Genomic DNA, 25801 nt, shown 5'->3' with positions numbered 1-25801 from the left:
GGGGTGACCTACCTCTGGGCAGGCCGTCCTGCCGACTGGGCGATCACAGGAGGTTCCTCCATACGGGGGACGCCGGACGCGGCCTGGGCCGCCGCCTGCGCCGCGGCCTTGGCGGCCGCCTGGGCCGCCGCTTCCGCGGCCGCCCGCTCGACCTTCTCCGGCGTGACGAAGCGGTAGCCGACGTTGCGGACCGTACCGATCAGCGACTCGTGCTCGGGGCCGAGCTTCGCGCGCAGCCGCCGTACGTGGACGTCCACCGTCCGGGTGCCGCCGAAGTAGTCGTACCCCCACACCTCCTGGAGCAGCTGGGCACGCGTGAAGACCCGGCCCGGGTGCTGGGCCAGGTACTTGAGCAGCTCGAACTCCTTGAAGGTGAGGTCGAGGACCCGCCCCTTCAGCTTGGCCGAGTACGTCGCCTCGTCGACCGACAGGTCGCCGTTGCGGATCTCCATCGGGGAGTCGTCGGAGCCGAGCTGCTGGCGGCCGGTGGCCAGGCGCAGCCGCGCCTCGACCTCGGCGGGGCCCGCGGTGTCGAGGAGGACGTCGTCGATGCCCCAGTCGGCGGTGACGGCCGCGAGGCCGCCCTCCGTGACGACGAGGATCAGCGGACAGCCGGGGCCGGTGGAGCGCAGCAGCTGGCAGAGCGAGCGCACCTGCGGCAGGTCGCGGCGGCCGTCGACGAGGATGACGTCCGCGCCGGGGGTGTCCACGAGGGCCGGGCCCTCGGCGGGGGCCACCCGGACGCTGTGCAGGAGCAGGCCGAGGGCCGGCAGCACCTCGCTGGACGGCTGGAGGGCATTGGTCAGCAGCAGGAGAGAGCTCATGCCCGACCACCTGCCCAGGTCGGGCGTTCGTGCACGGTTCGCTGGTCCATCACGTCGGTTCCTCCTCGGTCCCGTCGAGGACTTTCGCGGTACTGCTTCGTACGTGGTGCGTGGTGCTGGTGCGGTGTGGTGGTTCGCCGGGCCCCGCGCCCTGAGGCCCTGACGGCCACCACTGTTCTCGGTCCGTTCAACGTGTTGAAAGCACAAAAGGACCCGGGGGCAACGTTGCCCGGATCCTCTCGCCAGCAGGATAGCCCACCCGCCGCCGCGTGGCCGAGGCTCGGACTTCCTCGCTTCTGTGGTCCCTGCCACCCCTGGGACCAGCGTATGCCCCGGTTTCACCGGATCGATGGATGTACGGGAGGCCGCCCGGGCGCATGCGGGGCGCGTGGGGGCACACCGGATCCGGGGGCCGGAGGGTTCATCATGGAGGCCGACGGTAGAGAGCCGACGATAGGAGCTGCAGTGGCAACCGGAACCATCCGCTACTGGGCGGCGGCCAAGGCCGCGGCCAAGACGGCGGAGGAGCCGTACTCGGCGCGGACACTGGCCGAGGCGCTCGACGCCGTGCGGGAACGCCACCCCGGTGAGCTGACCCGGGTCCTGCAGCGCTGCTCCTTCCTCGTGAACGAAGAGCCCGTGGGCAAGCGCCCGCACGATGCCGTTCCGCTGACCGAGGGGGGCACCGTCGAGGTGCTCCCGCCGTTCGCGGGCGGGTGAGCGGAAACCGATGAGCACTCCCGAGGAACAACAGCAGCAGCAGCGCCCGCAGGAGGACCCGTACGGGACCCAGACCTGGCAGGCGGACACCTGGGAAACCGGCTACCAGCCGGTCCAGCCGCCGCTGGGCGCGCTGCCGGGCCAGCCGGTGGCGCCGGAGGGCTGGTTCCGCGACGAGGCCGCGGCCCAGCCGCAGGCCGCTGTGCCGTGGCCGGAGGCCGCCTCCGGCGCCGCGGCCGAGCAGCCCGCGTACCAGCAGCCTCCGGCCGAGCAGCCCGCGTACCAGCAGCCTCCGGCCGAGCAGCCGGTCGCCCCCGAGGGCTGGTTCCGCGACGAGGCCCCCGCGGCGCCCGCCCCCTCCTCGGGCTGGCCCGCCGCCTCCGGCCCCGAGGCCGGCTGGCAGCCGAGCGGCACCCGGGACGCGGCGCCCGCCGCGGGCTGGGCGCCGGGCGGTGGGTCGTGGACCGAGGGCTCCGCCGCGGAGCAGACGGCCTACCTCCCGCCCCAGAGCGCCGCCCCGGCGGCCGACGCCGCCGACCAGACGGCCTTCCTCCCGCCGTACCCGGGCCCGGCCGCGCCCCGGCCGGCCGCCGCCGCGCCGTACGAGGGTTCCGCGTACGAGGGTTCCGCCGCGGGCGACCGCTACCCGGGCGGTACGCCGTACCCGGCTTCCCCCGCGGCCGGGGGACCCGCCTCCGCGGCCGCCGAGACCTCGTACCTGCCGCCGTACCCCGGCCCGGGCGGAGGCGGCGAGCCGCAGGCCGCCGCCGCTCCGCCCCGGCACCAGCAGGGCGGGGTCGGCCGGGGCCGGGTCCCGGCCGCAGTCCCCCGGCCGGGGGGGGGGGGGGGAGCCGCAGGCCGCGGGCTCGCCGCAGGCGCAGCCCGTGGCTCCCGAGGGGTGGTTCCGGGACGAGGCGCCGGCCGCCCAGGCACAGGCCCCCGGCCAGGCCCCGGCCCCCGCCCCGGCCGCCGACTGGGCGCAGGGCGGCTCCCGCGAGTCCTGGGCCGAGGGGTCCGCGGCCGAGCAGACCGCCTATCTCCCGCCGCAGGCCGCCGCCCCGGCGGGCGGCGCGGCCGAGCAGACCGCCTTCCTGCCGCCCTACCCGGGCCCGGCCGCGGCCGACCCCCAGGGGGCCGCCGGCGCCGCGGAGACCGCGTACCTGCCGCCGTACCCCGGCCCGGGCTCCGAGGAGCCGGCCGCCGCCGCCCCCGCCGCCCCCGCCCCCGCCCCGGCCGCCCCGGCCGCCGCTCCCGCGGCTCCCGCCGGCGCCGAGGGCGAGGATCCCGCGTACTCCCCGCCCACCCTCGGGGGGAACACCCTGCGGGCCGTCGATCCGGCTCAGGCGCGCGCCGAAGGGCGGTCGCCGATCATCGATCCCGGGCCGCAGCCGGCCATACTGACCGCCGCGCTCGGGCTGCTGCTGGCCGGTGCCGCCGCCGTCGGGCACCTCGGCCTCCTCGCGCCGCTGATCGTCCTCCAGGGGCTCACCGCGGCCGGCTGGTTCCGGCTCAACGGCATGTGGCCCGCCCGCCAGGGCATCGCCCTCGCGTTCCTCGGAGCCCTCGTCGCCGACGCGGCCGTGCTCGCCGTGGACGACACGTACGGCCCCGGCGCGATCATCGGGACCCTCGGCGCCTGGGTGCTGCTCACGCTGGTCCTCCAGCTGCGCAGCCACGCCGACCCCGACGAGCGGATGTACGGGCTGATGGCCTCCGTGGCCTCGGCCGCGCTCGCCATCGTCTGCGCCGGCTACCTGGCCGCCGACCCGGCCGCCGTCAGCGTCGGAGCCGCGGCCGTGGCCGTCGCCGTCTTCACCCGCGCGCTGCCGCTGCCGACCCCGGCCTCCGTCGGCGTCTCGCTGGCCGCCGCCACCGGAGCCGGCATCGCCGTCGGCGGGCTGACCTCCGTCGGGGTCGGCGGGGCGCTGCTCGGCCTGGCCGCCGGGGTGTGCGCGCTGATCGGGCTGCGGGTGGCCGCGTACGACTACCCGTCCAAGTTCGTGCACATGACGGCCGGTGTGGCGCTGCCGCTGGCGGCCGCCGCTCCCGCCGTCTACCTGATCGGCCGGGTGGTCGGCTGAGGCGGGCCCTCCGCCGGCCCCTCCGCCGGCCCCTCCGGCGGCCCCTCCGTCACCCTCCGTCACCCTCCGTCAGGCCCGGCTCCGGGCCTGACGGCCTCCGTACGGCCGGTCATGGTCAACTAGAACGCACGTACCGGTCTACAGGGGGAGGACACGTGCGGTTCCTGCGCGTCGTTGTGATCATCGGAGTGGTGCTGGGGGCGCTGTTCGCCGGCGCCGACCGCTGGGCGGTGAACTACGCCGAGAACCGGCTGGCCGACCGCATCCAGGCCCGCCAGGGGCTCGCGGGGGCCACGGAGGTGGACATCCACGGGTTCCCGTTCCTGACCCAGGCGCTCAGCCACGACCTCGACCGCGTCGACGTGAAGCTCAAGGGCGTGGAGGCCGTCTCGGACGGCCGCAAGACGCGGCTGTCGGAGCTCGACGCCAGCTTCCGCAGCGTGAAGCTGAACGGCGACTACAGCGGGGGCACCGCGCAGCGGGCCGAGGGCACGGCCCTCGTCACGTACCAGGACCTGACCGAGGCCTCGCAGACCGGCGTGACGGTCACGTACGGCGGGGCGCCCGGCAAGGTGAAGGTGACGGCGGCCGTGGAGGTCCTCGGCAAGCGGCTCGCCCCCAGCGTGGTGTCGACGGTCGCGCTCGTGGACGCCCCCGGCGGCGGCAAGATGGTCCGTGTCCGCGCCGACGAGGTGCCGGGCGGGGGCCTGCCCGGGATCGAGGGCGCGGTCCGCAAGAAGACCGACTTCGACCGCCGGCTCGACAGCGGCCTGCCGTCCGGGCTCAAGCTGACCGCGCTGACCTCGGACGAGTCCGGCGTACACCTCACGCTGAGCGGCTCGGACGTGGTGCTGGCCGGATCGTGAGACGGTACGGTCCGATCCGCAGAAGGCCGGGCCGTACGAAGGCCCCCGGAGGCGGTGCGGGAGCCGCCCGGGAGCATGTTCATCCCATTATTCGGACGATCCTGTCTCGGAATATGACACACCGGTGACAGGGCGGCCGATTCGTCCCTACGATCCATGGCTATGAAGCATCAGCAGGCGGACCTCACGAAGCGACGGGCAGTAGACCTGTGTCGCGTCGCCGCCATGCTCTGTCGATCCATGTGACCTGTGAGCGCTTCCGCTCCATCAGCCGGACGACCGTCCTTCCCGCGTGACCGCACCGCAGCCGCCCCCTCCTGCCCACTGACGCCTCCCCGCGCAGTGCCCGAGGAAGCCGCCCGCAGCGGTACGCACCAGCAGAATCCGCAGAACCTGCAGAACCCGCAGACCGCCCCGCGCCACCTGCACCTGCACAGCACGCCCCGCCGCACACTGCCCCGGAGGAGATCACCATGAGCCGCAGCGACGTCCTCGTAGACGCCGACTGGGTCGAGGCCCACCTGAACGACGCGAACGTCGTCATCGTCGAGGTGGACGAGGACACGTCCGCGTACGACAAGAACCACATCACCAACGCCGTCCGGATCGACTGGAAGCAGGACCTCCAGGACCCGGTCCGCCGCGACTTCGTGGACCAGGAGGGCTTCGAGAAGCTCCTCTCCGCCAAGGGCATCTCCAACGAGGACACGGTCGTCCTCTACGGCGGCAACAACAACTGGTTCGCGTCCTACGCCTACTGGTACTTCAAGCTGTACGGCCACCAGGACGTCCGCCTCCTCGACGGCGGCCGCAAGAAGTGGGAGCTCGACTCCCGCGACCTGGTCGACGGCACCGAGGTCCCGAACCGCCCGGCCACCCAGTACAAGGCCCAGCCGCAGGACGCCTCGATCCGCGCCTTCCGCGACGACGTCGTGGCCGCGATCGGCGTCCAGAACCTGGTCGACGTCCGCTCGCCCGACGAGTTCTCCGGCAAGCTGCTCGCCCCGGCGCACCTCCCGCAGGAGCAGTCGCAGCGCCCCGGCCACGTGCCGAGCGCCCGCAACATCCCGTGGTCGAAGAACGCCAACGACGACGGCACGTTCAAGTCCGACGAGGAGCTGACCGCCCTCTACCAGGCCGAGCAGGTCGACCTGGCGAAGGACACCATCGCGTACTGCCGCATCGGTGAGCGCTCCGCGCTGACCTGGTTCGTGCTGCACGAGCTCCTGGGCCAGGAGAACGTCAAGAACTACGACGGCTCCTGGACCGAGTACGGCTCCCTGGTCGGCGTGCCGATCGAGCTCGGCGCCAACAAGTAACCACCACGGCCGGGTACGCGACGCCCTCCGTAGTACGACCCCTCCAGGACAGGACAGAGAACATGTGTGGAGCACAGATCGGCGGGCCCGACCTCGCCACGCTCAAGCCCGGTGAGACCGCCATCCAGGGCCAGGTGACCAAGGACGGCGAGCCCATCAGCGGCTACGTGCGCCTGCTCGACTCGACCGGCGAGTTCACGGCCGAGGTCCCGACCTCGGCGACCGGCCAGTTCCGCTTCTACGCGGCGACCGGCTCGTGGACGCTGCGCGCGCTGGTTCCCGGCGCCCAGGCCGACCGCGCCGTGGTCGTGGCCGAGGCCGGCGGCGTGACGGACGTGGCGATCGCGGTCTGAGCACCGCACGCCTGAATGACCGGCCGAAGGGCCGCACCCCAGGGGGTTGGACGCCACTGGAACGGGGTGCGGCCCTTCGCGCCGTCCGCCTCCCGGCTCTACCCTGAAGGCATGTACGCCCGGCGGCGCCGCGTCTACTTCGTCCTCATGGGCGGATGCATCTTCCTCTTCGTATCCGCCTGGTCCTTCGTACGGCTGTTCTCGGTCGAGGCCGCCGTGGCCCTGTGCGTGGTCGCCATGGTCATCCCGCCGGTCGCCGCGATGATCGCGAACCGGCGCGGGCCCGACGACCGCTGGTGGGACGACCCCTCGGGCGACCCGAAGTCCGACGAGTGGTGGGACGAACTGGACGGAAAACGGCGTCACGAGGACTGAAGCCCCGCGTGACGAGAATGTGATCGGCGTACGTACAACCGCCCCCCTCTCGTACATGTCATGCGTGTGCACGGGTGATCACCCGATGCCCCATGCCCTGTGGGGGGACTTCCTTGGAACACGCACAGACCAGCCCCGAGCAGCCGGCCGGGGAGGAGACCGGGACCGCCGCCGCCCGCCCGCGCGCCGGCCGCCGTACGGTCCTCCTGATCGCCGGCGCCGCGGTGCTCGGCCTCCTCGCGGGCACGGTCACCGGCTACGCGATCCAGTACGACCGCGAGCCCACGCCGCTGCCGCCGCTGGCGCAGCAGAAGATCGACCAGCCGAAGCCGCAGGCTCCGAACGAGTCGACGAGCGCGCGCTCGATCAACGCCAACCGCTGGCACAAGACGGACGAAGACCTGGCCAAGACGCTGATCGAGGCTCCTTCCGGGGTGGAGGTCCGCTACCGGGGGACCGTGTCCCCGGACGCGTTCTCGGCGGACTTCTACAAAGAGCCGGGCAGTGGCCTGGCCGCCCAGCTCAGGAACGACGTACGGCGGATCGCCGAGCTGGAGTGGGCCCAGGACGACCGGAACTTCGTCACGGTCCGGCTCTTCCAGTACAAGGACCGCTCCGGAGCCGATTCGTACCAGCACGCCCACCGCTACATGTCGGAGAAGGAGCACGCGGGCAACCCGGGCAAGGACCTGCCCGGCGTGCCCGCCGAGTACGGCCACTTGTGGGTGGACTCCGCGCAGCACGAGGAACCGGGCTACCTCCCGACGAAGTCGGCCCGGGTGGTCGCCCGGCGCGGGGACATCGTCATGGAGATCAAATACATGAACAACCGAGGGGTCATCGACGAGAACGACATCGTCGAGATCGCCAAGCGACAGTGGGAGCGGCTGTGAGCGACCCGCAGGACGCCGTCGTCGAAACGGCCCCCGCGGCCGCCCCCGAGACGACTCCGGCCGCCGCGCCGCGGGCGCGGAGCCGCCGGACCGTGACCCTGGTCGCGGGCGGGCTCGCCGTCGCCCTCCTCGCCGGCGGGGCGCTCTGGGGGGCCGGCCGGATCGCCGGTGCCGACCGCACCGCGCCGACCCGCTACTGGATCGCGGCGGGCGTCGATCCCCTGCCCACCGATGCCCCGGAGCCGGCCCCGACGGTGCCGCCGAACGAGCTGACGGGCAAGCTGCTGCCGATGCCGTCCGGCTTCGAGCCCGGCCCGGACATCGCCGTGGACGGCAACGACTTCTACGTGTCCGGCGAGCGGGCGGTCCAGGCGCAGAAGGACGTGCGCTCCGGACTCTCCGGCGACCAGCGGGCGGAGCGGGACAAGGCTCTGGCCGACCTGAAGCTCAAGGGCACGGCCGGACGCAGCTACTACACCCGGCAGGGGAACCGGGTGATGGAGATCCGCCTCACCCAGGCCGACCCCCAGGCCCTCGCGAAGTTCTCCGAGTTCAGCAAGAAGCTGCTGGAGCTGATCGGGGACGACCGCGACGCACCGAAGATCGAGGGCTTCCCCGACGCCAGGTGCGCCCTGCAGGCCCTCGGCAAGGAGAAGCTCGAAGAGCAGCACAAGATCGACACCATCGACTGCGTGGCCCTCCAGGACGATGTGCTGGTGGCCTTCCGGATGTACGGGCCGAGGCCCTTCGCCGCGAACGAGGCCGCGGCCCTGTTCAAGCAGCAGCTGAGCCACCTGAAGTCCCCCGGGGAGTCCGTGTGACCGAGCAGAACACCGCCGACGCCGCCCCCGAGGCCGCAGCGGCGGCTTCCGAGGCCGTACCGGATACGGAAGCCGCCGTACCGGCCGACGAGCCGCAGCTCCAGGTCCCCGCCCCGGCGCCCGCCGCGCCCAAGGACCGCCGCAAGCTGTTCGCCGCCCTGCGCTGGACGGCCGCCGCTGCCGTCTTCGCCGCGGTCGCCTCGGGGGTCGCGTACGGGATCACCGGGATCGAGCGCACCGACGTCCCCGGCCTGGCCACCGAGGACGACGGCCGCTGGACGTACCCGACCCTGTCCATGCCCGCCCTGCCCGCCGGCGCCGCGCCGGCCAGGCCCGACGGCAGCAGAGGAGCCGAGACGCACTACGCGCCGCTCACCGGCCTGCTGCTGCCGGCCCCCCGGGGCAGTACGCCGGACGCCGGGCTCAAGGCCGGCCAGGACCAGCTGGTCTCCACCGAGGCCTTCCTGGAGGAGTACGCCCCCGACAGCCGGGCGAAGCTGAAGACGGAGCTGGAGTACGAGGGGCTGCGCCAGATCGCCGCCCGCGGCTGGACCACCCCCGACGGGACGCGCACGCGCGTCTACCTGCTGCGCTTCCACGCCGCGGGCTTCGTGGACGGCTTCCACGGCTGCACCTACGACACGCGGCTGGCCGGCGCCCCCGCCCTGGAGATGGACGCGGCCTGGAGCGCCGTCAGGAGCAAGCAGCCCGTCGTCACGGACCAGCACGTCGCCGGGTACCCCGTCGGCCTCCCCAGCACCGACATCAGCCTGTACCAGGAGCCCGGGGCCGCGGGCGGCGACGAGCAGACCAAGCTCGGGTGCCTCCAGGCGGGTGACATCCAGGCCGTGATCGTCCAGACCCGCAAGGGAGGGGTGGCCACCGTCCCCTTCCACCAGACGGTGATCCTGCAGAGCCAGCTGCTGGGCTGACCACCTGCGCGAAAGGCCGTGCGGCCCACCTCGCGGAGTGCGCCGGTCCCCGGGCCAGTAGGCTTGGGGACCGGCCCCGTACACGCCCACATCACTTCGAGGAGCACCCCGTGCTTGAGGCAATCTTCACCTCCCTGCTGGTCCTGGTCTGCGTCGGCGTGCTCGCCTTCAGCGGCCTCGCAGTGAAGAAGCTGTACCAGGGCCAGCGCTGATCGTCCGATCGGCCGCCGTCCCGGACCCGGAACCCCTCCCCACAGATCGCCTGAGCAGCCACACATGATCCAGATCCCGTCCGACCTGAACCCGGGCCTCGTCCCCCTCGCCTTCCTCCTCGGTACGTGGGAGGGCGCGGGCGTCTTCGACTTCCCCGGTGAAGAGAAGTGCAACTTCGGCCAGGAAGTCGTCTTCAGCCACGACGGCCGGGACTTCCTGGAGTACACCTCCCACAGCTGGGTCCTCGACGCCGAGGGCAACAAGGTGCGGCCGCTGGAGTCCGAGTCCGGCTACTGGCGCATCGACAAGGACCGCAAGGTCGAGATCGTCATGGTCCGCGACCAGGGCGTCGTCGAGGTCTGGTACGGCGAGCTCGCCGACCAGAAGCCCCAGATCGACCTGGCCACGGACGCCGTCGCCCGCACCGCCGCCTCCGGCCCGTACAGCGGCGGCAAGCGGCTCTACGGCTACGTGAAGAGCGACCTGATGTGGGTCGGCGAGAAGGCCACCCCGGACGTCGAGCTGCGCCCGTACATGTCGGCCCAGCTCAAGAAGGTCGTCACCCCGGAGGAGGTCGCCGAGATGGCGCGCAACCTCCCGGACATGCCGGACGACGGCATCGCCTTCTTCCGCTGACGGACCGCGCACGAAAGGGGACCGCGGGCTCGGCCCACGGTCCCCTTCGCGCGCTTACACTGGCCGGGTGGGGAGCATCGGAGACACCGAGAGTGCCGACTGGAAGAGCGACCTGCGGCAGCGCGGATACCGGCTGACCCCGCAGCGCCAGCTCGTGCTGGAAGCCGTCGACAGCCTGGAGCACGCGACGCCGGACGAGATCCTCTCCCAGGTGCGCAAGACCGCCTCCGGGGTCAACATCTCCACCGTCTACCGCACGCTGGAGCTCCTGGAGGAGCTGAAGCTGGTCTCCCACGCCCACCTCGGGCACGGGGCCCCCACGTACCACCTCGCCGACCGGCACCACCACATCCACCTGGTCTGCCGCGAGTGCACCGACGTGATCGAGGCGGACGTGGACATCGCCGCCGAGTTCACCGCGAAGCTGCGCGCCACCTTCGGTTTCGAGACCGACATGAAGCACTTCGCGATCTTCGGGCTCTGCAAGAAGTGCGCCGCCAAGCAGCAGGACGCCCCGTCGTAGGCTTGGTGGCATGACCAGCAGCCCCTTGCTCCATCTCCCCGGCGCCGTACCGGCCGAAGGCCGCGACGAGGGCGTCGCAGCCCACTACGGAGAGCTGTACGGCGAACAGCGCGCGCTCGCCGACGGCCGAGGTTTCGTCGACCTCTCGCACCGCGGAGTCGTCACCGTCACCGGACCGGAGCGGCTGAGCTGGCTGCACCTGCTGCTCACCCAGCACCTGACGGAACTCCCGCCCGGGCAGGCCACCGAGGCGCTGATCCTCTCGGCCAACGGCCACATCGAGCACGCGCTCTACCTCGTAGACGACGGCGAGACCGTGTGGGCGCACGTGGAGCCCGGCACCCAGGAGGCGCTGATCGCCTACCTGGAGTCGATGAAGTTCTTCTACCGCGTCGAAGTCGCCGACCGGACCGCCGACTTCGCCGTCGTCCACCTGCCGGCCGGCTCCATCGCCGAGCTCGCCAAGGAACACCCCGTACGGGAGACCCCGTACGGCCGCGACGTCTTCGTGCCGCGCGCCGAGCTGGAGGCGTTCGCCGCCGCGCACGGGCCCGCCGCCGGGCTCCTCGCCTACGAGGCCCTGCGCGTGGAGGCGCACCGGCCGCGGCTCGGCCTGGAGACCGACCACCGCACCATCCCGCACGAGCTGGGCTGGATCGGCACCGCGGTGCACCTCCAGAAGGGCTGCTACCGCGGCCAGGAGACCGTGGCCCGCGTCCACAACCTGGGGAAGCCGCCCCGCCGGCTGGTCTTCCTGCACCTGGACGGCTCCGAGGTGCTCCTCCCGGCGCACGGCACGCCGATCCGGCTCGCCGCCGACGGGGAGGAGGGCCGCCAGCTGGGCTTCGTGACCACCGCGGTCCGCCACCACGAGCTCGGCCCGATCGCGCTGGCGCTGGTCAAGCGGAACGTGCCGCTCGACGCCCCGCTGCTGGCCGGGAAGACGGCCGCCGCGCAGGAGGTCGTCGTGGCGCCGTGACGGCGCCCCGGCGGTTCAGATGTCGATGACGATGGTGAACGGGCCGTGGTTGGTCAGCGAGACCCGCATGTCCGCGCCGAACCGGCCCGTCTCCACCGTCGCCCCCAGCGCGCGCAGCTGCGCGACCACCTCGTCGACGAGCGGCTCGGCGACCTCGCCCGGCGCCGCCGCGTTCCAGGTGGGGCGCCGGCCCTTGCGGGCGTCCCCGTAGAGCGTGAACTGCGAGATCACCAGCAGCGGCGCGTTCACGTCGCTGCAGGACTTCTCCGCCTCCAGGATCCGTACGGACCACAGCTTTCGCGCCAGCTGCGCCGCCTTCTCCGGGGTGTCGTCGTGGGTCACCCCCACCAGCACGCACAGCCCCTCGCCGACGATCTCGCCCACGGTCTCGCCGGCCACGACGACGCTCGCGCCGTCCACCCTCTGCACCACTGCTCGCATACCACCTGTGTATCAGGCGTGCACCCATCAGGGGCCGATCGGGTGGAGTGGGACTGCACCTGCACCACGGAGAGTGGCACGATGCACGCAGGCGGTGCTTCCCCCCGGCCCCACGGGCCGGGGTAGACCCCATGCACCGGTCGAGGGGACGGACACGTTCACATGAATACTTCTGGTACCTCCGTACCTGCATCACCCGTACCTGCATCACCCGCACCGGCCTCACCCGCGGCCACTTCGACGGGCGCGGTCAGACCACCCGCGCAGCGCACGGGCGGGGAGCAGGCGCCGACCACGCCCGCGACCGCCCTCGCCGCCACCCCCGCCACCGCGCTCGGGCTGCCGGAGCTGCGTACGCTGCGCCGCGACGCGCAGCGCGACGAGGCCGATCTGAGCTACGTACGCAGACTCCTCCAGGGCCGGATCGACATCCTGCGCGCCGAACTGGCCTGGCGCAGCGATCCGGAGGCCCCGGTGACCCCGGAGCCGCCGGTGGTCGACCGGCTCTCGGAGATCCTCGCGGACGCGCCCTCCAGCCGCAGCGCCTCCGCCCGGCACGTCACGCTCTGCACCCCGCACGGCGAGGAGTTCCGGCTGCTGGCCGCGGAGATGCTGTCCGATGTGGAACTGTCGGACCTGGCGGCCCGCACCGACGGCGAACTACACGACGCGATGGGCCGGTTGGTGGGATACGAGCAACAGGTCTCGCGGCGCCGCCAGCAGCTCCAGCGCACGGCGGACGACTGCAGCGCGGAGATCACCCGGCGCTACCGGGAGGGCGAGGCACAGGTGGACGACCTGCTCGTGTAGCCGGCCGGGCGGTCGGCCGGTCGGCCCGGCGGGCCGGGGCGGCCGGGGCCGGGTCCGGGGCGCGGTCCGGCGCGGTTAATTCGGGCGACGGCGGCCGGAGCGGCGGTTAGCGTGGCCGGTTATGAGTGCTGACGTGCGGCCGATCGCCGAATCCGAACTCCCCGAGTGGCTCCGGACCGTGAACACCGGCTTCCTGCGTCCCGATCGCGTCACCGAGTCCGATGTCGCCCAGCGGGCCAAGCACGGCGACCTCGGCCGCACGCTGGGCGCCTTCGACTCCTCCACCGGCCGCTGCGTGGCCACCCTGCGCTCCTTCGCCCAGGAGCTGACCGTCCCGGGCGGGGCGACCGTGGCCGCGAGCGCCGTCACCAACGTCACCGTGCTGCCCACGCACCGCCGGCGCGGCCTGCTGACCGGGATGATGGCCACCGAGCTGGCGGCCGCGCGGGCGCGCGGCGACGTCGTGTCCACGCTGATCGCCGCCGAGTACCCGATCTACGGGCGGTACGGGTACGGGCCCGCCGCCTCGATCGCCGAGTGGGAGATAGACGTGAGCCGCGCCGGGCTCGACCCGCGCTGGTCCGGGCCCGCGGACGGCGGCCGGATCGAGCTGGTGGACGCGGCCGAGGCGCGCACGATCGGCCCCGGGCTGCACGAGCGGCTGCGGGCGGTCTCACCCGGCACCGTCAGCCGCAACGCCCGCTGGTGGAGCCTGGCCACCGGGCTGGAAGAGATGGCCTTCCGCCCGTACAAGGACAAGTTCCACGCCGTCTACCGGACGGCGGAGGGCGAGCCGGCCGGCCTCGCCGTCTACGCGTCCGACGATCACTGGACGGACGGGAAGGTCCCCCTCAACACCGTGCAGGTCAAGGACCTGATCGCGGTCACCCCGGACGCCGAGCGCGCGCTGTGGCACTTCCTGTGCTCGATCGACTGGGTGATGAAGGTCCGTACGGGCTACCGCGCCCCCGACGACCTCGTCGCGCAGCTGCTGCCGGACCCGCGTGCGGCCGGGATCGTGACGGCCTCGGACTTCCTGTGGGTGCGCGTGCTGGACGTCGTACGGGCGCTGGGCGCGCGGACGTACGCCGTGCCCGGAGTGCTCGTACTGGAGGTGACGGATCCGGCCGGTCCCGCCGCCGGGCGCTACCGTCTGGACGCGGGCACGGGGGAGTGCACGGTCACCGAGGAGCCGGCGGACCTGCGGCTCGACGCGTCGGCGCTGGGCTCCCTGTACCTCGGCGACGGGTCGGCGGTACGGCTCGGTGCGCTCGGGCGGATCGTGGAGGCGCGGCCGGGGGCGCTGGCGCTCGCGGACGCCGTGTTCCGCACGGCGCGCCGCCCGTGGTGCCCCGACATCTTCTGAGAGCGATGGAATCAGTGACTTCGATTGTGGAAACCCTTCGGGCGGCGGGCTGCGTCTTCGCGGAGGAGGAGGCGGAGCTGCTGACGGCCGCCGCCGAGGACGACGGGCACCTGGCGGACCTGGTGGCCCGCCGGGCCGGCGGCGAACCGCTGGAACACGTCGTCGGCTGGGCGGAGTTCTGCGGGCTGCGCATGCGCGTGGGCGAGGGGGCCTTCGTACCGCGCCGGCGCACCGAGTTCCTGGTGCAGGAGGCCGTGGCCCTGGGCCGGCCGGACGCCGTCGTACTGGACCTGTGCTGCGGGGTCGGCGCGCTGGGCGCGGCGGTGGCGGCGCAGCTGGGCCCCCGCGTGGAACTGCACGCGGCGGACATCGACCCGGCGGCGCTGGCGTACGCGCGGCTGAACGTGGCCCCGTACGGCGGGCAGGTCCACGAGGGCGACCTGTACGCGGCGCTGCCGGACTCGCTGCGCGGGCGGGTGGACCTGCTGCTGGTCAACGCCCCGTACGTGCCGACGGAGGAGATCGGGCTGCTCCCGGCGGAGGCCCGCGACCACGAGCCGCTGACCTCCCTGGACGGCGGCCCGGACGGCCTGGACGTCCACCGCCGGGTCGCGGCGGGGGCCCTGCCGTGGCTGGCCCCGGGCGGCAGGCTGCTGATCGAGACGAGCGCCCGCCAGTCCCCGCGCACGGCCTCGGCCCTCTCGGCGGCGGGCCTGGCGGTCCGCGCCACCACCTCGGAGGACCTGCACGCGACGCTGGCGATCGGGACGCGTGCCGCCTAGGCGGTGGGGCTAGGGAGTGGGGCTAGGGGGTGGTGAGGGCCCGGGCGAGGGGCTGCCCGGTCCTGCGGGCCAGCTCCGTCCGCTCCCGCACCTCGCGCAGGGTGCGCGGCCGGTAGCCGGGCCCGCAGCCGCAGCAGGCCTGCCGGAAGTCGACCCCGGCGGCCAGCAGCGCGCCGACCACGCGCCAGCCGTCCACGTCCCGCCGCGCCGGCGCCTCGAAGGCGTCGCCGGCGCACACCAACGCCCCGCGGCAGCGCGGGCACCGGTGGTCGCGCTCCTCGCCGGCTTCGCCGTACGGGGCGAGCTTGAGCGAGATCCGGCAGGACAGGCAGACGTGGGCGAACCGATGGGGCATGGTGGGGCTCCTGCTCGTAGCTCTGTGCGCGGCCGCGGGCCGTTCGGCGATCGACCGGCGATAGTACGGACAACGCGGCGGCGGGGCGAACGAGTTGACGGGGCCCGGCCCGCGGCCGGCGCGGTCACGGGCTCCCACCGGCGGCGCCGTCGCCGTACGCTGGCGGGGTGACGCTTGAGGACCTCGTACGGCTGCGCCGGGCCCGGGACATGATGGACCGCGAGTACGCGCGCCCCCTCGACGTGGCCGAGCTGGCGCGCGTGGCCCTGATGTCGCCGGGGCACTTCTCCCGCAGCTTCCGGGCCGCCTTCGGGGAGACCCCGTACAGCTACCTGATGACGCGCCGCGTCGAGCGGGCCAAGGCGCTGCTGCGGCGGGGCGACCTGAGCGTGACGGAGGTCTGCTTCGAGGTCGGGTGTACCTCGCTGGGGTCGTTCAGCTCCCGTTTCACCGAGCTGGTGGGCGAGAGCCCGAGCGCGTACCGCGCCCGCAGCCACGAGCCGGGCGCGGCCCTTCCGGCGTGCATCGCCAAGATCCTCACGCGGCCGGTCAGGAACGGCCCGGCGGAGAGCGGCCCGGCGGAGAGCGGCCCGTCCGAGCGCGGCCCGGAAGCGGGATCCGCCGCCCGCGCATAGCGTCGGTGGCGTGGGAACAGCCCCCGGCCGGTGGGTGATTTTGCAAGCAGGTGCTTGCAATAGTTAGCAGAGTCGGGCAGGATCGGGGCATGGCATCGCTCAACGTCGGAAATCTCGGCGAATACCTCCGCGAGCAGCGGCGGCAGGCCCAGCTTTCGCTGCGGCAGCTGGCCGACGCGGCGGGGGTGTCGAATCCGTACCTGAGCCAGATCGAGCGCGGGCTGCGCAAGCCGAGCGCGGACATCCTCCAGCAGCTGGCCAAGGCGCTGCGGATCTCCGCGGAGACGCTGTACGTGCAGGCCGGGATCCTCGACGAGCGCGATCGCGACGAGGTCGAGACGCGGGCCGTCATACTCGGCGACCCGTCCATCAACGAGCGGCAGAAGCAGGTGCTGCTCCAGATCTACGACTCGTTCCGCAAGGAGAACGCGGCCGAGGCCGACCCGGCCGATCCGTCCGACCCGCCCGGCGGGGACGACGCGATGCACCCTACGAACTGAACTGTGATCCGGGAGGACCAGCCACCATGGCCATCGCCGATGACCTGAAGAAGACCCTCACCGACCCGACTCCGCTCTACTTCGCCGCCGGCACCGCCGACCTCGCGGTGCAGCAGGCCAAGAAGGTGCCCGGGCTCATCGAGCAGCTGCGCACCGAGGCCCCCGCGCGCATCGAGGCCGTGAAGAACACCGACCCGAAGATCGTGCAGGAGAAGGCGCGCGAGGCGCAGGAGGCGGTCGCCGCCAAATTCGCCGAGGTGCTGACCGCGATCGACCCGAAGAAGCTCGGGGAGAGCGCGCAGGACCTGGCGCTGCGCGGGGTCGGTGTGGCCGCCGAGTACGCGGTGCGCGCCAAGGAGACGTACGACAAGGTCGCCGAGCACGGCGAGCAGGCCGTACGGACGTGGCGCGGCGAGGTCTCCGAGGAGATCGTCGACATCGCGGTCGCCGTCGAGCCCAAGTCGGAGCAGGAGCAGGAGGCCGCGGCGGAGCCCGCCGCCGACGCCTCGGCCGACGAGAAGCCCGCCGCCCGGCGGAGCGCGGCGCGCAAGAACAACGTGAAGAAGGCTCCCGTCGCTGTCGGCGACGAGAGCTGAATACGTGACGGCGGGCCGGGCACCAGTGCGGTGTCCGGCCCGTTGTTGTTTGCGGGGGCCGCTCTGCCGGTAGCGTGGAGGCAGGCGGCATCAGGCGTTCAGGCGTGAGAAGGCGGTCAGGCGATGTTGATGAACGGGTTCGATAACGGAGTGCTTCCGTTGCTCGGGTTCGCCATGCTGGCACTCGCCGTCGTGGCCTTCGTCTTCGCGCTGCTGGCGCGCGAGGACGCGTACCGCGCCGCCGACAAGCAGACCAAGACGTTCTGGCTGGTCATCCTCGGGGTCACCGTGCTGGTGGACTTCTTCCTCGGGATGCTGTTCCTGGAGATCGCCGGCCTCGTGGCCACCATCGTGTTCTTCGTCGACGTACGCCCGGCCCTCAAGCAGGTATCGGGCGGCGGCCGGGGCGGCCGGCGCAGCGGCGGGAGCAGCAGCGACGGTCCGTACGGCCCGTACAACGGCGGGCGCTGACGGCGCCGGGCGCCCCGGCCTTCGCCCAGGCGTTCGCCGGACCCGTCACGATTCGTTGCGCGAGAGCAGCACCACGGCCACGTCGTCGGTGAGCTCGCCGCCGTTGAGGCGCCGGGCCTCGGTGACGGAGGCCTCCAGCAGGCCCTCGCCGCTCAGGCCGCGGTCGAGGTGCCGGTTGATCATCTCGACCATCCCGTCCTGTCCCAGCCGCTCCTTGCCCTCGCCAATGCGGCCCTCGATCAGGCCGTCGGTGTAGAGCATCAGGCTCCAGGTGCCGCCCAGCTCGACCTGGCGGCGCGGCCAGCGGGCCTTGGGCAGCAGACCGAGCGCCGGGCCGCTGTTCTCGTACGGGAGGAGCCGCGCGCGGCGGCCCGGCCGGGATATCAGCGGGGCCGGATGGCCGGCCAGGCACAGGCCGGCGCGGCGGCCGTCGGGGGAGATGTCCACCGTGCACAGCGTCGCGAAGATCTCGTCGTTGGGGCGTTCCACCTCCAGGACCTCCTGGAGGGTCGACAGCAGGTCGTCACCGCACAGGCCGGCCAGGGTCAGGGCGCGCCAGGCGATGCGGAGCTCGACGCCGAGGGCGGCCTCGTCGGGGCCGTGGCCGCAGACGTCGCCGATCATGGCGTGGACGGTGCCGTCGGGGGTGCGGACGGTGTCGTAGAAGTCCCCGCCGAGGAGGGCGCGGCTGCGGCCGGGCCGGTAGCGGGCGGCGAAGCGGAGATCGGATCCTTCGAGGAGGGGGTTGGGGAGCAGGCCCCGCTCCAGGCGGGCGTTCTCCTGGGCCCGAAGTTTCGATTCTGCGAGCTTGTACTGGGCGATGTCCGCCCGCTTTCTCTCCACGGCGTAGCGGATCGCCCGGCTCAGCAGGCGGCCGTCGAGCTCGTCGCGGAAGAGGAAGTCCTGCGCGCCGACCCGTACGGCCTCGGCGGCGCGCTCGGCGTCGGCCTCGGCGGTGAGGACGAGGACGGCGTGGCGGGGCGCGATCCGGAGCACCTCGCGGAGGGTGTCCAACTGGTCGACGACGGCGGTGCGCCCGCCGGCCGCCGCCGTGGCTCCGGTGGCGGGGAGGGAGAGGTCGAGCAGGATGCAGTGCACGTCGGGGGTGAGCAGGCGTGCGGCCTCGGTGAGGTTGCGGGCGGTGCGGAGGCGGATGCGGTGCCGGTCGGCGTCGAGGATCTCGGGGACGGTGAGCCCGCCTGCGGGGTCGTCCTCGATCACCAGCAGGGTCAGGGACGCCTGGGGTGCGGCGGCGGGCGCGGCTGGCGGCGGGGCTGCCTGAGCGCTCTCCGTGGCGGGGGTGTCCCTCTGCCGCGGTACGGGTACGGCCATCGTCTCCGGTTCCTTCCCTCCCCCCGAGGGTGCGTCCGGCAGACCCTAGCGGGCGGTGGCCGGGGAACGGAATGGCGTTCCGGGCCAGGGCCGCCGTCATATGCCGGTATCGCGGGGGAAAGTCCGCCTCACTGGGTGCCCACTGAATGAGAAACGTCACGGCATGCGCGATCGCCGTCCCGACCAACGAGACGCAGCCCGGCCCTGCGGGGTTCCCCCGCCGCAGGGCCTGGGCCCGTGCTCCGGAGCCGCGCCCCGGCGGGCGGGGCTCCGGGCCCGTCAGGGCCGCGGTCTGCGGTTACGCGTCGGGGCGGACCACTGCCTTGATCGGCATCGAGCCGGCTCCGGCCAGGGTGACGTTGCGGCCCGGGCGGGGGGCGTGGATCATCGCGCCGTCGCCGAGGTACATCCCGACGTGGCTCGCGTCGTCGAAGTAGATGATCAGGTCACCCGGCCGCATGTCCTTGATCGCTACCTTCGGCAGCAGCCGCAGCTGCTCCTGCGAGGTGCGGGGGATGCCCTTGCCCGCCGCCCGCCAGGCCTGCGAGGTGAGGCCGGAACAGTCGAACGAGTCCGGGCCCTCGGCGCCCCACACGTACGGCTTGCCCATCTGCGCCGTGGCGTACTGGACCGCCTTCTTCCCCGACTCCGACGCCGAGTTGTTGATCTCCTTCAGCACGCCCGTCGAGAGCCACGCCGTCTGGGCCTTGTACTGGGCTTCCTGCTCCAGCTGGATCAGCCGGGCCTTCTCCTCGGCCTCCAGCTTGCTCTCCAGCGACTCGGCCGACTTGATCTTCTCCTCGATCTGCTTCTTCGAGGTCTCCTGCTTGATCCGGTTGGCTTCGAGCTTCTCCCACTGCGCGCTCGCGTCCTTCGCGTACTGCTGCAAGTCGCTCTGCGTGCGGTTCATTTCGGACATCAGGTCCGTGGTCGCCTTCTCGCCCTGGCGGATCCGGTCCGCCCCGTCGAGGAACTGGCTCGGGCTGTTGCTCAGCGCCAGCTGGGCGCCGGCCGGCATCCCGCCCGAGCGGTACTGGGCGCGCGCGGCGGCCCCCGCGCGGTTCTTCAGCGCCGCGATCCGGTCCTGGCCGGCCACCACCTGCTTGGCGATCTCGACGATCTTGGCGGACTGCGCCTTGGCCTCGCTCTCCGCGAGGTTGTACGCGTCCGTCGCCGTGCCCGCCTGGCGGTACAGCTCGTCGATCTCCTGGCGCACCTGCTCAAGGGACTTGGCGCCGGGCTCGGGCGCCGGCGCCGCCTGGGCCGCGCCCGTCATGGCCGACACCGCCAGCAGCGCCGTCGCACACAGCAGCGTGAGAGCGGACGCGCCCCTCCATCGCCTGCGCTCCACGGTCCCCATGGTCCCCCCAAGGTGCCCCGAGTCGGATCCGGTATCAGATCTGACTATTCATCAGTAACTTTGTCCTGCCTTCGGGATGGTGCCACGAGTGGGTGAATTCCAACACCCTCGCGGATGTCGTCCCGATCTTGGCTCTTGCCCCGGCTCGGCCGCGGCCCCGGCCGCCGGCCCCACCCAGTCCCCCACACCCGTCCCCGACGACTCAACGGGCCACCCCGGCAACCGGTTCCCCGCCGCGCCACATTCACCCCGCCGGGCGCAACGCCTCCCAGCGCACCGTCAGTTCCCCCTGCCGCCACCGCCCCGGCCCGTCCGCCAGCGGCCAGTCCGCGGCCAGCGCCCGCGCCGTCCGGATCCAGCGCTGCCGCGCGCCGTACGAGGCGTACGGAGCGGCCGCCGCCCACGCGCGGTCGAAGTCGCGGAGGAAGGCGTGTACCGGTTCCCCCGGCACATTGCGGTGGATGAGCGCCTTCGGCAGCCGCTCCGCCAGGTCCGACGGACGCTCCAGGGAGCCCAGCCGGGTCGCGAACGTCACCGTGCGCGCCCCCTCGGGCCCGAGCGCCACCCACACGTGACGCCGTCCGATCTCGTCACAAGTGCCCTCGACGAGCAGCCCGTCCGGGGTCAGCCGGGCGCACAGCCGCTCCCACACCGCCGCCACCTGCTCCTCGTCGTACTGGCGCAGTACGTTCGCCGCGCGGATCAGCGTCGGCCGGCCCCCGCCCTCCAGCGGCACCTCGAACCCGCCGTGCCGGAAGCTGAGCCCCTCCCGCTCGTACGGCTTCGCCCCCGCGACCCGCGCCGGCTCGATCTCGATGCCGACCACGCGCACCCGCGGCGCCGCCTCCCGCAGCCGGGCCAGCAGTTCCACCGCCGTCCACGGCGCGGCCCCGTAGCCGAGGTCCACCGCGACCGGGTCCTGCGAGCGCCGCAGCACCGGGCCGTGCGTGGCCGCGATCCAGCGGTCCATCCGGCGCAGCCGGTTCGGATTCGTCGTCCCGCGCGTCACCGTGCCCACGGGGCGGCGCGGGGGCGGGGCGGCGGAGCGGGAGGACATGCGCCGAGCGTAAGCGGAGGGCGCCCACCGGATGAAAACGCCCCACGGCCCGAACCCGCGCGGCAGGAGCCCGCACGGCGCGAACCCCCACGGCCCGAATCCCCACGATACGAACCCGCACGGCACGAAAGCCCCGACCTGATGGAAAGCGCCCTCGCGCGGCCCGCCGGGGCGAACGCCGAAGAAAAAGGCGCGCTCCCCCGGAATGCGGGACGCGGCCATCCGGGTTGCACTCCTTGAAGGGCGCCCCGTGCGCTCCTTCCGTCATGCCCTGCACGTGCCCTGTCCGCGTCCCGCCGGTGGTCCGCCCCTCCCACCGCGCGCCGTCCGAGTGTCGTCCGAGCGAGAGGAACTGCTCCCTTGAGCCAGTACGTGTCCCGCCTCGGCGGCAGCATCGGCGGCCGCATCGCCGCTGCCCGCGGCACCCGCCACGACCCGCCGCGCCTGCGCCTGCCGGCCGTCGGCCACCACCGCAAGCCGCGCCGCGTCGCCATGCTCAGCGTGCACACCTCACCGCTGCACCAGCCCGGCACCGGCGACGCCGGCGGCATGAACGTGTACATCGTGGAGCTGGCCAAGCGCCTCGCCGCGATCAACATCGAGGTCGAGATCTTCACCCGCGCCACCGAGGGCGGTCTGCCGCCCGCGGTCGAGCTGGCCCCCGGGGTCCTCGTACGGCACGTGGACGCGGGCCCGTACGAAGGCCTCGCCAAGGAGGAGCTCCCGGCCCAGCTGTGCGCCTTCACCCACGGCGTCATGCAGGCCTGGGCCGGCCACCGGCCCGGCTACTACGACCTCGTCCACTCCCACTACTGGCTCTCCGGCCACGTCGGCTGGCTCGCCGCCGAGCGCTGGGGCGTCCCCCTCGTCCACGCCATGCACACCATGGCCAAGGTCAAGAACGCCGCGCTCGCCGCGGGCGACACGCCCGAGCCCGCCGCCCGCGTCATCGGCGAGACCCAGATCGTGGCCGCCGCCGACCGGCTCATCGCGAACACCACCGAAGAGGCCGACGAGCTCGTCCGGCACTACGAGGCCGACCCCGGCAAGGTGGCCGTCGTCCACCCCGGGGTGAACCTCGACCGCTTCACCGCCGGCGACGGCCGGGCCGCGGCCCGCGCCCGCCTCGGCCTGCCGCAGGACGCCGTCATCCCGCTCTTCGCCGGCCGGATCCAGCCGCTCAAGGCCCCCGACATCCTGCTGCGCGCGGTCGCCGAGCTCGTCGACCGCGACCCCTCGCTGCGCCGGCGCCTCTTCGTCCCGGTCGTCGGCGGGCCCAGCGGCAGCGGGCTCGCCAAGCCGGAGGGGCTCCAGAAGCTCGCCGCGAAGCTCGGCATCGCCGACATCGTCCACTTCCACCCGCCGGTCCGCCAGGACGCGCTCGCCGACTGGTTCCGGGCCGCGTCCGTGCTGGTCATGCCCTCGTACAGCGAGTCCTTCGGGCTCGTCGCGATCGAGGCCCAGGCCACCGGCACCCCGGTGCTGGCCGCCTCGGTCGGCGGGCTGCCGGTGGCCGTCAACGACGGCGTGACGGGGATCCTCGTACCCGGGCACGACCCGGTGGACTACGCGCGCGAGCTGCGGCGCTTCGTCGACGAGCCGGGGCTCGCGGACCGGATGGGCGCCGAGGCCGCGCGGCACGCGCAGTTCTTCGGCTGGGACACGGCGGCGAGCGGCACGGCGGACGTGTACACCGCGGCCATGCATGATCACCGCCGTCGCGTACGCTCCCACCATGGCTGACACCGCCGCGATCATCGAGAGCACGCTGACCGAGGCCGGACTGGGCTGGGAGAGCCCCGAACCCGGTTCGTACGTCGTCCAGCTCCCCGGCACGCGCAAGCTGTCCACCACCTGCTCGCTCCGGGCCGGGCGGCACTCGCTGTCGGTCAACGCGTTCGTGATCCGCCACCCCGACGAGAACGAGGCGGGCGTCCACCGCTGGCTGCTGGAACGCAACCTCAAGCTGTACGGGATGGCCTACGCGGTCGACCCGCTCGGCGACGTCTACCTGACGGCCCGGCTCCCGCTGTCGGTCGTCACCCCGGAGGACCTCGACCGGCTGCTCGGCACGGTCCTGGAGGCGGCGGACGGCGCGTTCAACACGCTGCTGGAGCTGGGCTTCGCGGGCGCGATCCGGCGCGAGTACGAGTGGCGGGTCTCGCGCGGCGAGCCGACCCGCAACCTGGACGCCTTCAAGCACCTGACGCAGCCGTCGCGGACCGGCACCGCCTGAGGGCTCGCGCGGATCAGGCCGAAACCGGGACGGTCGCCGCGGCAGCCGGTGCGGGTGCCGGCACCGGCGCCGTGACCACGGAAGCGGGCTCGCTCTCCGCCAGTCTCCGCATCAGCAGCCAGTAGCCCAGCGCCGCCACCGTGCCCAGCACCGCCACGGACGCCCAGAGCCAGCCCGCCCCCCACCGGTCGATCATGAACCCGGCCATCAGCGGAGCCACGAGCGAGGCCACCGCCCAGGACATCGTGTACATGCCCTGGTAGCGGCCGCGCCCGTGCAGCGGGGAGAGCCGGGCGACCAGACCCATCTGGGTCGGGGAGTTGACGATCTCGGCCAGCGTCCACACGCAGACCGTCAGCCCCAGGCTCCACACCGACCCGGCGAAGGCCGTCAGCCCGAAGCCGTACCCGGCCAGCAGCGCCGAGGCCACCAGCAGCTTCTGCGGGTCGCCCTTCTCCAGGAACCGGGTGACCGGGATCTGCAGCAGCACGATCAGCACCCCGTTGACGCCGATGACCAGACCGTAGTCCCCGGCGGAGAACCCGCCCGTGGCCATGGCCAGCGGCAGCCCGAACGAGCCCTGCGTGAAGATCAGCGAGATCAGGAACGACAGCCCGACCACACCCATGAAGCGCTTGTCCCGCAACACCGTCCCGAGCCCGGTCTCCGGCTCGGCGGCCGCCCGCTCCGCGGCGGTCCGCTCCGGCCGCGACTCCGGCAGCTTCACGTACACGAGGACGGCGCAGACCAGCGTCAGCGCCGCCTCGCCGAGGAACCCGGCCAGGTAGCTGTACTCGGCGACGAAGCCCGCCGCCGTCGCCGAGACGGCGAAGCCGAGGTTGATCGCCCAGTAGTTCAGCGCGAAGGCGCGGACCCGGTCCTCCGGCCGGACGATGTCCGCCATCATCGCCTGCACCGCCGGTCGCGAGGCGTTCGAGGTCATGCCGACCAGCAGCGCCACCGCCGCGATCGCGGCCGGGTGCTCCATGAAGCCGAGCAGCGCCACCGAGAACGCCGTCGAGGCCTGGGCAGCCAGCAGCGTGGGACGCCGGCCGAGGCGGTCGGTCATCACGCCCGCGCCGAGCGAGGAGACGACCCCGCCGAGCCCGTGCAGGGCCACCACGAGTCCCGCGAAGGAAGCCGAATAGCCCCGGTCCACGGTCAGGTACAAGGTCATGAAGGTGGCGACGAAGGCCCCGAGCCGGTTCACCAGGGTGCTGGTCCACAGCCACCAGAACTCGCGGGGGAGGCCGGCCACGCTCTCGCGCGCCGCCCGTCTGAGACTGGCAACGGACATGACGGATTCCCCCCGGGGATGTAAGTGGCTCTCCTGCTTGCCGCACCCTACGGGTGGGGGGTCCGCGAGGGCCACCGGATTGACGCGCACCGTCAATCCACGGCCGGTTCCGCGGCCGGTCCGCGGCCGGTCCACGCCCGATCCCGCGGCCGATCCCGCGGCCGTGGACACGCGCGCGAGCGCCCCCGCGCGTCCATTAGGCTCGTACGCATGGCCGACGCACCGTACAAGCTGATCCTCCTCCGCCACGGCGAGAGCGAGTGGAACGCGAAGAACCTGTTCACCGGCTGGGTGGACGTCAATCTCAACGAGAAGGGCGAGAAGGAGGCGGTCCGCGGCGGTGAGCTGCTCAAGGACGCCGGCCTGCTCCCCGATGTCGTGCACACCTCGCTCCAGAAGCGCGCGATCCGCACCGCGCAGATGGCGCTCGAGGCCGCCGACCGCCACTGGATCCCGGTCCACCGCTCCTGGCGTCTGAACGAGCGCCACTACGGTGCGCTCCAGGGCAAGGACAAGGCCCAGACCCTCGCCGAGTTCGGCGAGGAGCAGTTCATGCTGTGGCGCCGCTCGTACGACACCCCGCCGCCGGCCCTTGAGGACGGTACGGAGTTCTCCCAGTCCGAGGACCCGCGCTACGCGACGATCCCGCCGGAGCTGCGCCCGAAGACGGAGTGCCTGAAGGACGTCGTCGTCCGCATGCTCCCGTACTGGTACGACGGCATCGTCCCGGACCTCCTCGCGGGCCGCACGGTCCTGGTCGCCGCGCACGGCAACAGCCTCCGCGCGCTGGTCAAGCACCTGGACGGCATCTCCGACGCCGACATCGCGGGCCTGAACATCCCGACCGGCATCCCGCTCGCCTACGAGCTGGACGCCGAGTTCAAGCCCCTCAAGCCGGGCGGCACCTACCTCGACCCGGCCGCCGCGGCCGCCGCCATCGAGGCCGTCAAGAACCAGGGCAAGAAGAAGTAGTACTCGCGCACGAACAGGCCCTCTATCCGCTGCTTTTCGGCGGGTAGGGGGCCTGT

31 protein-coding genes are annotated in these 25801 nt (G+C 73.1%); 23 read left to right on the top strand and 8 right to left on the bottom strand.

Annotated features, from left to right (window positions below; all coding sequences use genetic code 11):
- Window positions 1-8 precede the first annotated feature (8 nt).
- Window positions 9-824: a response regulator transcription factor gene (locus tag ADK52_RS32345; RefSeq protein WP_053693415.1), complete on the bottom strand. Its 816-nt coding sequence runs from the start codon at window positions 822-824 to the stop codon at window positions 9-11.
- Between the two features lie 465 nt (window positions 825-1289).
- On the opposite strand from ADK52_RS32345, the gene ADK52_RS32340 reads away from it, so the two are divergent.
- Entirely contained in the window at window positions 1290-1544 is a 255-nt protein-coding gene (locus ADK52_RS32340; protein ID WP_030157092.1) for a MoaD/ThiS family protein, read from the top strand.
- Window positions 1545-1646: 102 nt separating this feature from the next.
- Here the strand turns inward: ADK52_RS32340 and ADK52_RS32335 are convergent, their stop codons facing one another.
- The gene (locus tag ADK52_RS32335) at window positions 1647-1958 is read right to left on the bottom strand and encodes a hypothetical protein (protein WP_053693414.1); all 312 of its coding nucleotides are present in this window, start codon (window positions 1956-1958) and stop codon (window positions 1647-1649) included.
- Window positions 1959-2428: 470 nt separating this feature from the next.
- On the opposite strand from ADK52_RS32335, the gene ADK52_RS40740 reads away from it, so the two are divergent.
- The 12 genes from ADK52_RS40740 to ADK52_RS32280 all read left to right on the top strand — a co-directional run bounded on the left by ADK52_RS40740 (window position 2429) and on the right by ADK52_RS32280 (window position 11535).
- Entirely contained in the window at window positions 2429-3625 is a 1197-nt protein-coding gene (locus ADK52_RS40740; RefSeq protein WP_324615950.1) for a hypothetical protein, read from the top strand.
- A gap of 155 nt (window positions 3626-3780) precedes the next feature.
- The gene (locus ADK52_RS32325; RefSeq protein ID WP_053693413.1) at window positions 3781-4491 is read left to right on the top strand and encodes a DUF2993 domain-containing protein; all 711 of its coding nucleotides are present in this window, start codon (window positions 3781-3783) and stop codon (window positions 4489-4491) included.
- Window positions 4492-4647: 156 nt separating this feature from the next.
- On the top strand, window positions 4648-4737 hold the full coding sequence (locus tag ADK52_RS45125) for an Ms5788A family Cys-rich leader peptide (RefSeq protein ID WP_350875872.1): 90 nt from the start codon (window positions 4648-4650) through the stop codon (window positions 4735-4737).
- A gap of 227 nt (window positions 4738-4964) precedes the next feature.
- Window positions 4965-5810, top strand: a complete 846-nt coding sequence (locus ADK52_RS32320) for a sulfurtransferase (RefSeq protein WP_053693412.1) — start codon at window positions 4965-4967, stop codon at window positions 5808-5810.
- A 62-nt stretch (window positions 5811-5872) separates the two neighbouring features.
- On the top strand, window positions 5873-6163 hold the full coding sequence (locus ADK52_RS32315; RefSeq protein ID WP_007265476.1) for a DUF1416 domain-containing protein: 291 nt from the start codon (window positions 5873-5875) through the stop codon (window positions 6161-6163).
- Between the two features lie 111 nt (window positions 6164-6274).
- Window positions 6275-6538: a DUF3099 domain-containing protein gene (locus ADK52_RS32310; RefSeq protein ID WP_053693429.1), complete on the top strand. Its 264-nt coding sequence runs from the start codon at window positions 6275-6277 to the stop codon at window positions 6536-6538.
- A gap of 113 nt (window positions 6539-6651) precedes the next feature.
- The gene (locus ADK52_RS32305; protein ID WP_234344344.1) at window positions 6652-7431 is read left to right on the top strand and encodes a hypothetical protein; all 780 of its coding nucleotides are present in this window, start codon (window positions 6652-6654) and stop codon (window positions 7429-7431) included.
- A complete protein-coding gene (locus ADK52_RS32300; protein ID WP_234344343.1) occupies window positions 7428-8252 on the top strand; it encodes a hypothetical protein in 825 nt (274 codons plus the stop codon). Before ADK52_RS32305 ends, ADK52_RS32300 begins: the two co-directional genes overlap by 4 nt.
- Window positions 8249-9184 carry a hypothetical protein gene (locus ADK52_RS32295; RefSeq protein WP_063783993.1) on the top strand — a complete coding sequence of 312 codons (936 nt, stop codon included), beginning with the start codon at window positions 8249-8251 and terminating at the stop codon, window positions 9182-9184. Before ADK52_RS32300 ends, ADK52_RS32295 begins: the two co-directional genes overlap by 4 nt.
- Before the next feature lie 276 nt (window positions 9185-9460).
- Entirely contained in the window at window positions 9461-10033 is a 573-nt protein-coding gene (locus ADK52_RS32290; RefSeq protein WP_030718398.1) for an FABP family protein, read from the top strand.
- 67 nt (window positions 10034-10100) lie between these two features.
- Window positions 10101-10556 (top strand): Fur family transcriptional regulator, encoded by a 456-nt coding sequence (locus ADK52_RS32285; RefSeq protein ID WP_234344342.1) that lies wholly within the window; start codon window positions 10101-10103, stop codon window positions 10554-10556.
- Window positions 10557-10566: 10 nt separating this feature from the next.
- The gene (locus ADK52_RS32280) at window positions 10567-11535 is read left to right on the top strand and encodes a YgfZ/GcvT domain-containing protein (RefSeq protein WP_053693410.1); all 969 of its coding nucleotides are present in this window, start codon (window positions 10567-10569) and stop codon (window positions 11533-11535) included.
- A gap of 15 nt (window positions 11536-11550) precedes the next feature.
- Here ADK52_RS32280 and dtd read toward each other — a convergent pair whose 3' ends face one another.
- Complete coding sequence (gene dtd / locus ADK52_RS32275) at window positions 11551-11976, bottom strand: D-aminoacyl-tRNA deacylase (protein ID WP_030157071.1); 426 nt, start codon at window positions 11974-11976, stop codon at window positions 11551-11553.
- 162 nt (window positions 11977-12138) lie between these two features.
- Here dtd and ADK52_RS32270 point away from each other — a divergent pair, with 162 nt between their 5' ends.
- From ADK52_RS32270 to ADK52_RS32260, 3 genes are all read left to right on the top strand, one after another.
- Window positions 12139-12786, top strand: coding sequence for a hypothetical protein (locus ADK52_RS32270; protein WP_053693409.1), 648 nt, complete (start codon window positions 12139-12141; stop codon window positions 12784-12786).
- A gap of 121 nt (window positions 12787-12907) precedes the next feature.
- Entirely contained in the window at window positions 12908-14152 is a 1245-nt protein-coding gene (locus ADK52_RS32265) for a GNAT family N-acetyltransferase (protein ID WP_053693408.1), read from the top strand.
- 5 nt (window positions 14153-14157) lie between these two features.
- On the top strand, window positions 14158-14934 hold the full coding sequence (locus ADK52_RS32260) for a putative protein N(5)-glutamine methyltransferase (protein WP_053693407.1): 777 nt from the start codon (window positions 14158-14160) through the stop codon (window positions 14932-14934).
- A gap of 22 nt (window positions 14935-14956) precedes the next feature.
- Here ADK52_RS32260 and ADK52_RS32255 read toward each other — a convergent pair whose 3' ends face one another.
- Window positions 14957-15289 carry a hypothetical protein gene (locus ADK52_RS32255; RefSeq protein WP_053693406.1) on the bottom strand — a complete coding sequence of 111 codons (333 nt, stop codon included), beginning with the start codon at window positions 15287-15289 and terminating at the stop codon, window positions 14957-14959.
- A 167-nt stretch (window positions 15290-15456) separates the two neighbouring features.
- Here ADK52_RS32255 and ADK52_RS32250 point away from each other — a divergent pair, with 167 nt between their 5' ends.
- The 4 genes from ADK52_RS32250 to ADK52_RS32235 all read left to right on the top strand — a co-directional run bounded on the left by ADK52_RS32250 (window position 15457) and on the right by ADK52_RS32235 (window position 17491).
- A complete protein-coding gene (locus ADK52_RS32250; RefSeq protein WP_053693405.1) occupies window positions 15457-15924 on the top strand; it encodes a helix-turn-helix domain-containing protein in 468 nt (155 codons plus the stop codon).
- An 89-nt stretch (window positions 15925-16013) separates the two neighbouring features.
- Window positions 16014-16424: a helix-turn-helix domain-containing protein gene (locus ADK52_RS32245; protein WP_030858640.1), complete on the top strand. Its 411-nt coding sequence runs from the start codon at window positions 16014-16016 to the stop codon at window positions 16422-16424.
- Between the two features lie 26 nt (window positions 16425-16450).
- A complete protein-coding gene (locus ADK52_RS32240; RefSeq protein WP_053693404.1) occupies window positions 16451-17020 on the top strand; it encodes a hypothetical protein in 570 nt (189 codons plus the stop codon).
- 123 nt (window positions 17021-17143) lie between these two features.
- A complete protein-coding gene (locus ADK52_RS32235; RefSeq protein ID WP_030157060.1) occupies window positions 17144-17491 on the top strand; it encodes a DUF2516 family protein in 348 nt (115 codons plus the stop codon).
- A gap of 45 nt (window positions 17492-17536) precedes the next feature.
- Here ADK52_RS32235 and ADK52_RS32230 read toward each other — a convergent pair whose 3' ends face one another.
- From ADK52_RS32230 to ADK52_RS32220, 3 genes are all read right to left on the bottom strand, one after another.
- Window positions 17537-18823 carry a PP2C family protein-serine/threonine phosphatase gene (locus ADK52_RS32230; RefSeq protein ID WP_053693403.1) on the bottom strand — a complete coding sequence of 429 codons (1287 nt, stop codon included), beginning with the start codon at window positions 18821-18823 and terminating at the stop codon, window positions 17537-17539.
- A gap of 298 nt (window positions 18824-19121) precedes the next feature.
- Window positions 19122-20183, bottom strand: coding sequence for a C40 family peptidase (locus ADK52_RS32225; RefSeq protein ID WP_182508626.1), 1062 nt, complete (start codon window positions 20181-20183; stop codon window positions 19122-19124).
- Between the two features lie 244 nt (window positions 20184-20427).
- Window positions 20428-21240, bottom strand: coding sequence for a class I SAM-dependent methyltransferase (locus ADK52_RS32220; RefSeq protein WP_199828586.1), 813 nt, complete (start codon window positions 21238-21240; stop codon window positions 20428-20430).
- Window positions 21241-21600: 360 nt separating this feature from the next.
- On the opposite strand from ADK52_RS32220, the gene mshA reads away from it, so the two are divergent.
- Entirely contained in the window at window positions 21601-22983 is a 1383-nt protein-coding gene (mshA, locus tag ADK52_RS32215) for a D-inositol-3-phosphate glycosyltransferase (RefSeq protein WP_053693402.1), read from the top strand.
- A complete protein-coding gene (locus ADK52_RS32210) occupies window positions 22976-23476 on the top strand; it encodes a YbjN domain-containing protein (protein ID WP_053693423.1) in 501 nt (166 codons plus the stop codon). The genes mshA and ADK52_RS32210 overlap by 8 nt, the downstream gene beginning before the upstream one ends.
- Window positions 23477-23489: 13 nt before the next feature.
- Here ADK52_RS32210 and ADK52_RS32205 read toward each other — a convergent pair whose 3' ends face one another.
- Window positions 23490-24773, bottom strand: a complete 1284-nt coding sequence (locus ADK52_RS32205; RefSeq protein ID WP_053693401.1) for an MDR family MFS transporter — start codon at window positions 24771-24773, stop codon at window positions 23490-23492.
- Between the two features lie 210 nt (window positions 24774-24983).
- On the opposite strand from ADK52_RS32205, the gene ADK52_RS32200 reads away from it, so the two are divergent.
- On the top strand, window positions 24984-25745 hold the full coding sequence (locus tag ADK52_RS32200) for a phosphoglyceromutase (protein WP_030157053.1): 762 nt from the start codon (window positions 24984-24986) through the stop codon (window positions 25743-25745).
- Window positions 25746-25801: the final 56 nt, after the last annotated feature.

This window comes from Streptomyces sp. WM6372, from assembly GCF_001279655.1.
GTDB lineage: Bacteria > Actinomycetota > Actinomycetes > Streptomycetales > Streptomycetaceae > Streptomyces.
Note: the sequence above shows the minus strand (reverse complement) of the source record. Positions and strands in the feature narration are given on the sequence as shown.

Excerpts from the sequence above, each read along its gene's own strand:
- ADK52_RS32265 (WP_053693408.1), top strand. The coding sequence starts at position 12,908 with ATGAGTGCTGACGTGCGGCCGATCGCCGAATCCGAACTCCCCGAGTGG.
- ADK52_RS32260 (WP_053693407.1), top strand. The coding sequence starts at position 14,158 with ATGGAATCAGTGACTTCGATTGTGGAAACCCTTCGGGCGGCGGGCTGC.
- ADK52_RS32255 (WP_053693406.1), bottom strand. The coding sequence starts at position 15,289 with ATGCCCCATCGGTTCGCCCACGTCTGCCTGTCCTGCCGGATCTCGCTC.
- ADK52_RS32315 (WP_007265476.1), top strand. The coding sequence starts at position 5,873 with ATGTGTGGAGCACAGATCGGCGGGCCCGACCTCGCCACGCTCAAGCCC.
- ADK52_RS32235 (WP_030157060.1), top strand. The coding sequence starts at position 17,144 with ATGTTGATGAACGGGTTCGATAACGGAGTGCTTCCGTTGCTCGGGTTC.
- ADK52_RS32230 (WP_053693403.1), bottom strand. The coding sequence starts at position 18,823 with ATGGCCGTACCCGTACCGCGGCAGAGGGACACCCCCGCCACGGAGAGC.
- ADK52_RS32290 (WP_030718398.1), top strand. The coding sequence starts at position 9,461 with ATGATCCAGATCCCGTCCGACCTGAACCCGGGCCTCGTCCCCCTCGCC.
- ADK52_RS32200 (WP_030157053.1), top strand. The coding sequence starts at position 24,984 with ATGGCCGACGCACCGTACAAGCTGATCCTCCTCCGCCACGGCGAGAGC.
- ADK52_RS45125 (WP_350875872.1), top strand. The coding sequence starts at position 4,648 with ATGGCTATGAAGCATCAGCAGGCGGACCTCACGAAGCGACGGGCAGTA.
- ADK52_RS32280 (WP_053693410.1), top strand. The coding sequence starts at position 10,567 with ATGACCAGCAGCCCCTTGCTCCATCTCCCCGGCGCCGTACCGGCCGAA.
- ADK52_RS32270 (WP_053693409.1), top strand. The coding sequence starts at position 12,139 with ATGAATACTTCTGGTACCTCCGTACCTGCATCACCCGTACCTGCATCA.
- ADK52_RS32210 (WP_053693423.1), top strand. The coding sequence starts at position 22,976 with ATGGCTGACACCGCCGCGATCATCGAGAGCACGCTGACCGAGGCCGGA.
- ADK52_RS32310 (WP_053693429.1), top strand. The coding sequence starts at position 6,275 with ATGTACGCCCGGCGGCGCCGCGTCTACTTCGTCCTCATGGGCGGATGC.
- ADK52_RS32205 (WP_053693401.1), bottom strand. The coding sequence starts at position 24,773 with ATGTCCGTTGCCAGTCTCAGACGGGCGGCGCGCGAGAGCGTGGCCGGC.
- ADK52_RS32240 (WP_053693404.1), top strand. The coding sequence starts at position 16,451 with ATGGCCATCGCCGATGACCTGAAGAAGACCCTCACCGACCCGACTCCG.
- ADK52_RS32225 (WP_182508626.1), bottom strand. The coding sequence starts at position 20,183 with ATGGGGACCGTGGAGCGCAGGCGATGGAGGGGCGCGTCCGCTCTCACG.
- ADK52_RS32245 (WP_030858640.1), top strand. The coding sequence starts at position 16,014 with ATGGCATCGCTCAACGTCGGAAATCTCGGCGAATACCTCCGCGAGCAG.
- dtd (WP_030157071.1), bottom strand. The coding sequence starts at position 11,976 with ATGCGAGCAGTGGTGCAGAGGGTGGACGGCGCGAGCGTCGTCGTGGCC.
- ADK52_RS32320 (WP_053693412.1), top strand. The coding sequence starts at position 4,965 with ATGAGCCGCAGCGACGTCCTCGTAGACGCCGACTGGGTCGAGGCCCAC.
- ADK52_RS32345 (WP_053693415.1), bottom strand. The coding sequence starts at position 824 with ATGAGCTCTCTCCTGCTGCTGACCAATGCCCTCCAGCCGTCCAGCGAG.
- ADK52_RS32220 (WP_199828586.1), bottom strand. The coding sequence starts at position 21,240 with ATGTCCTCCCGCTCCGCCGCCCCGCCCCCGCGCCGCCCCGTGGGCACG.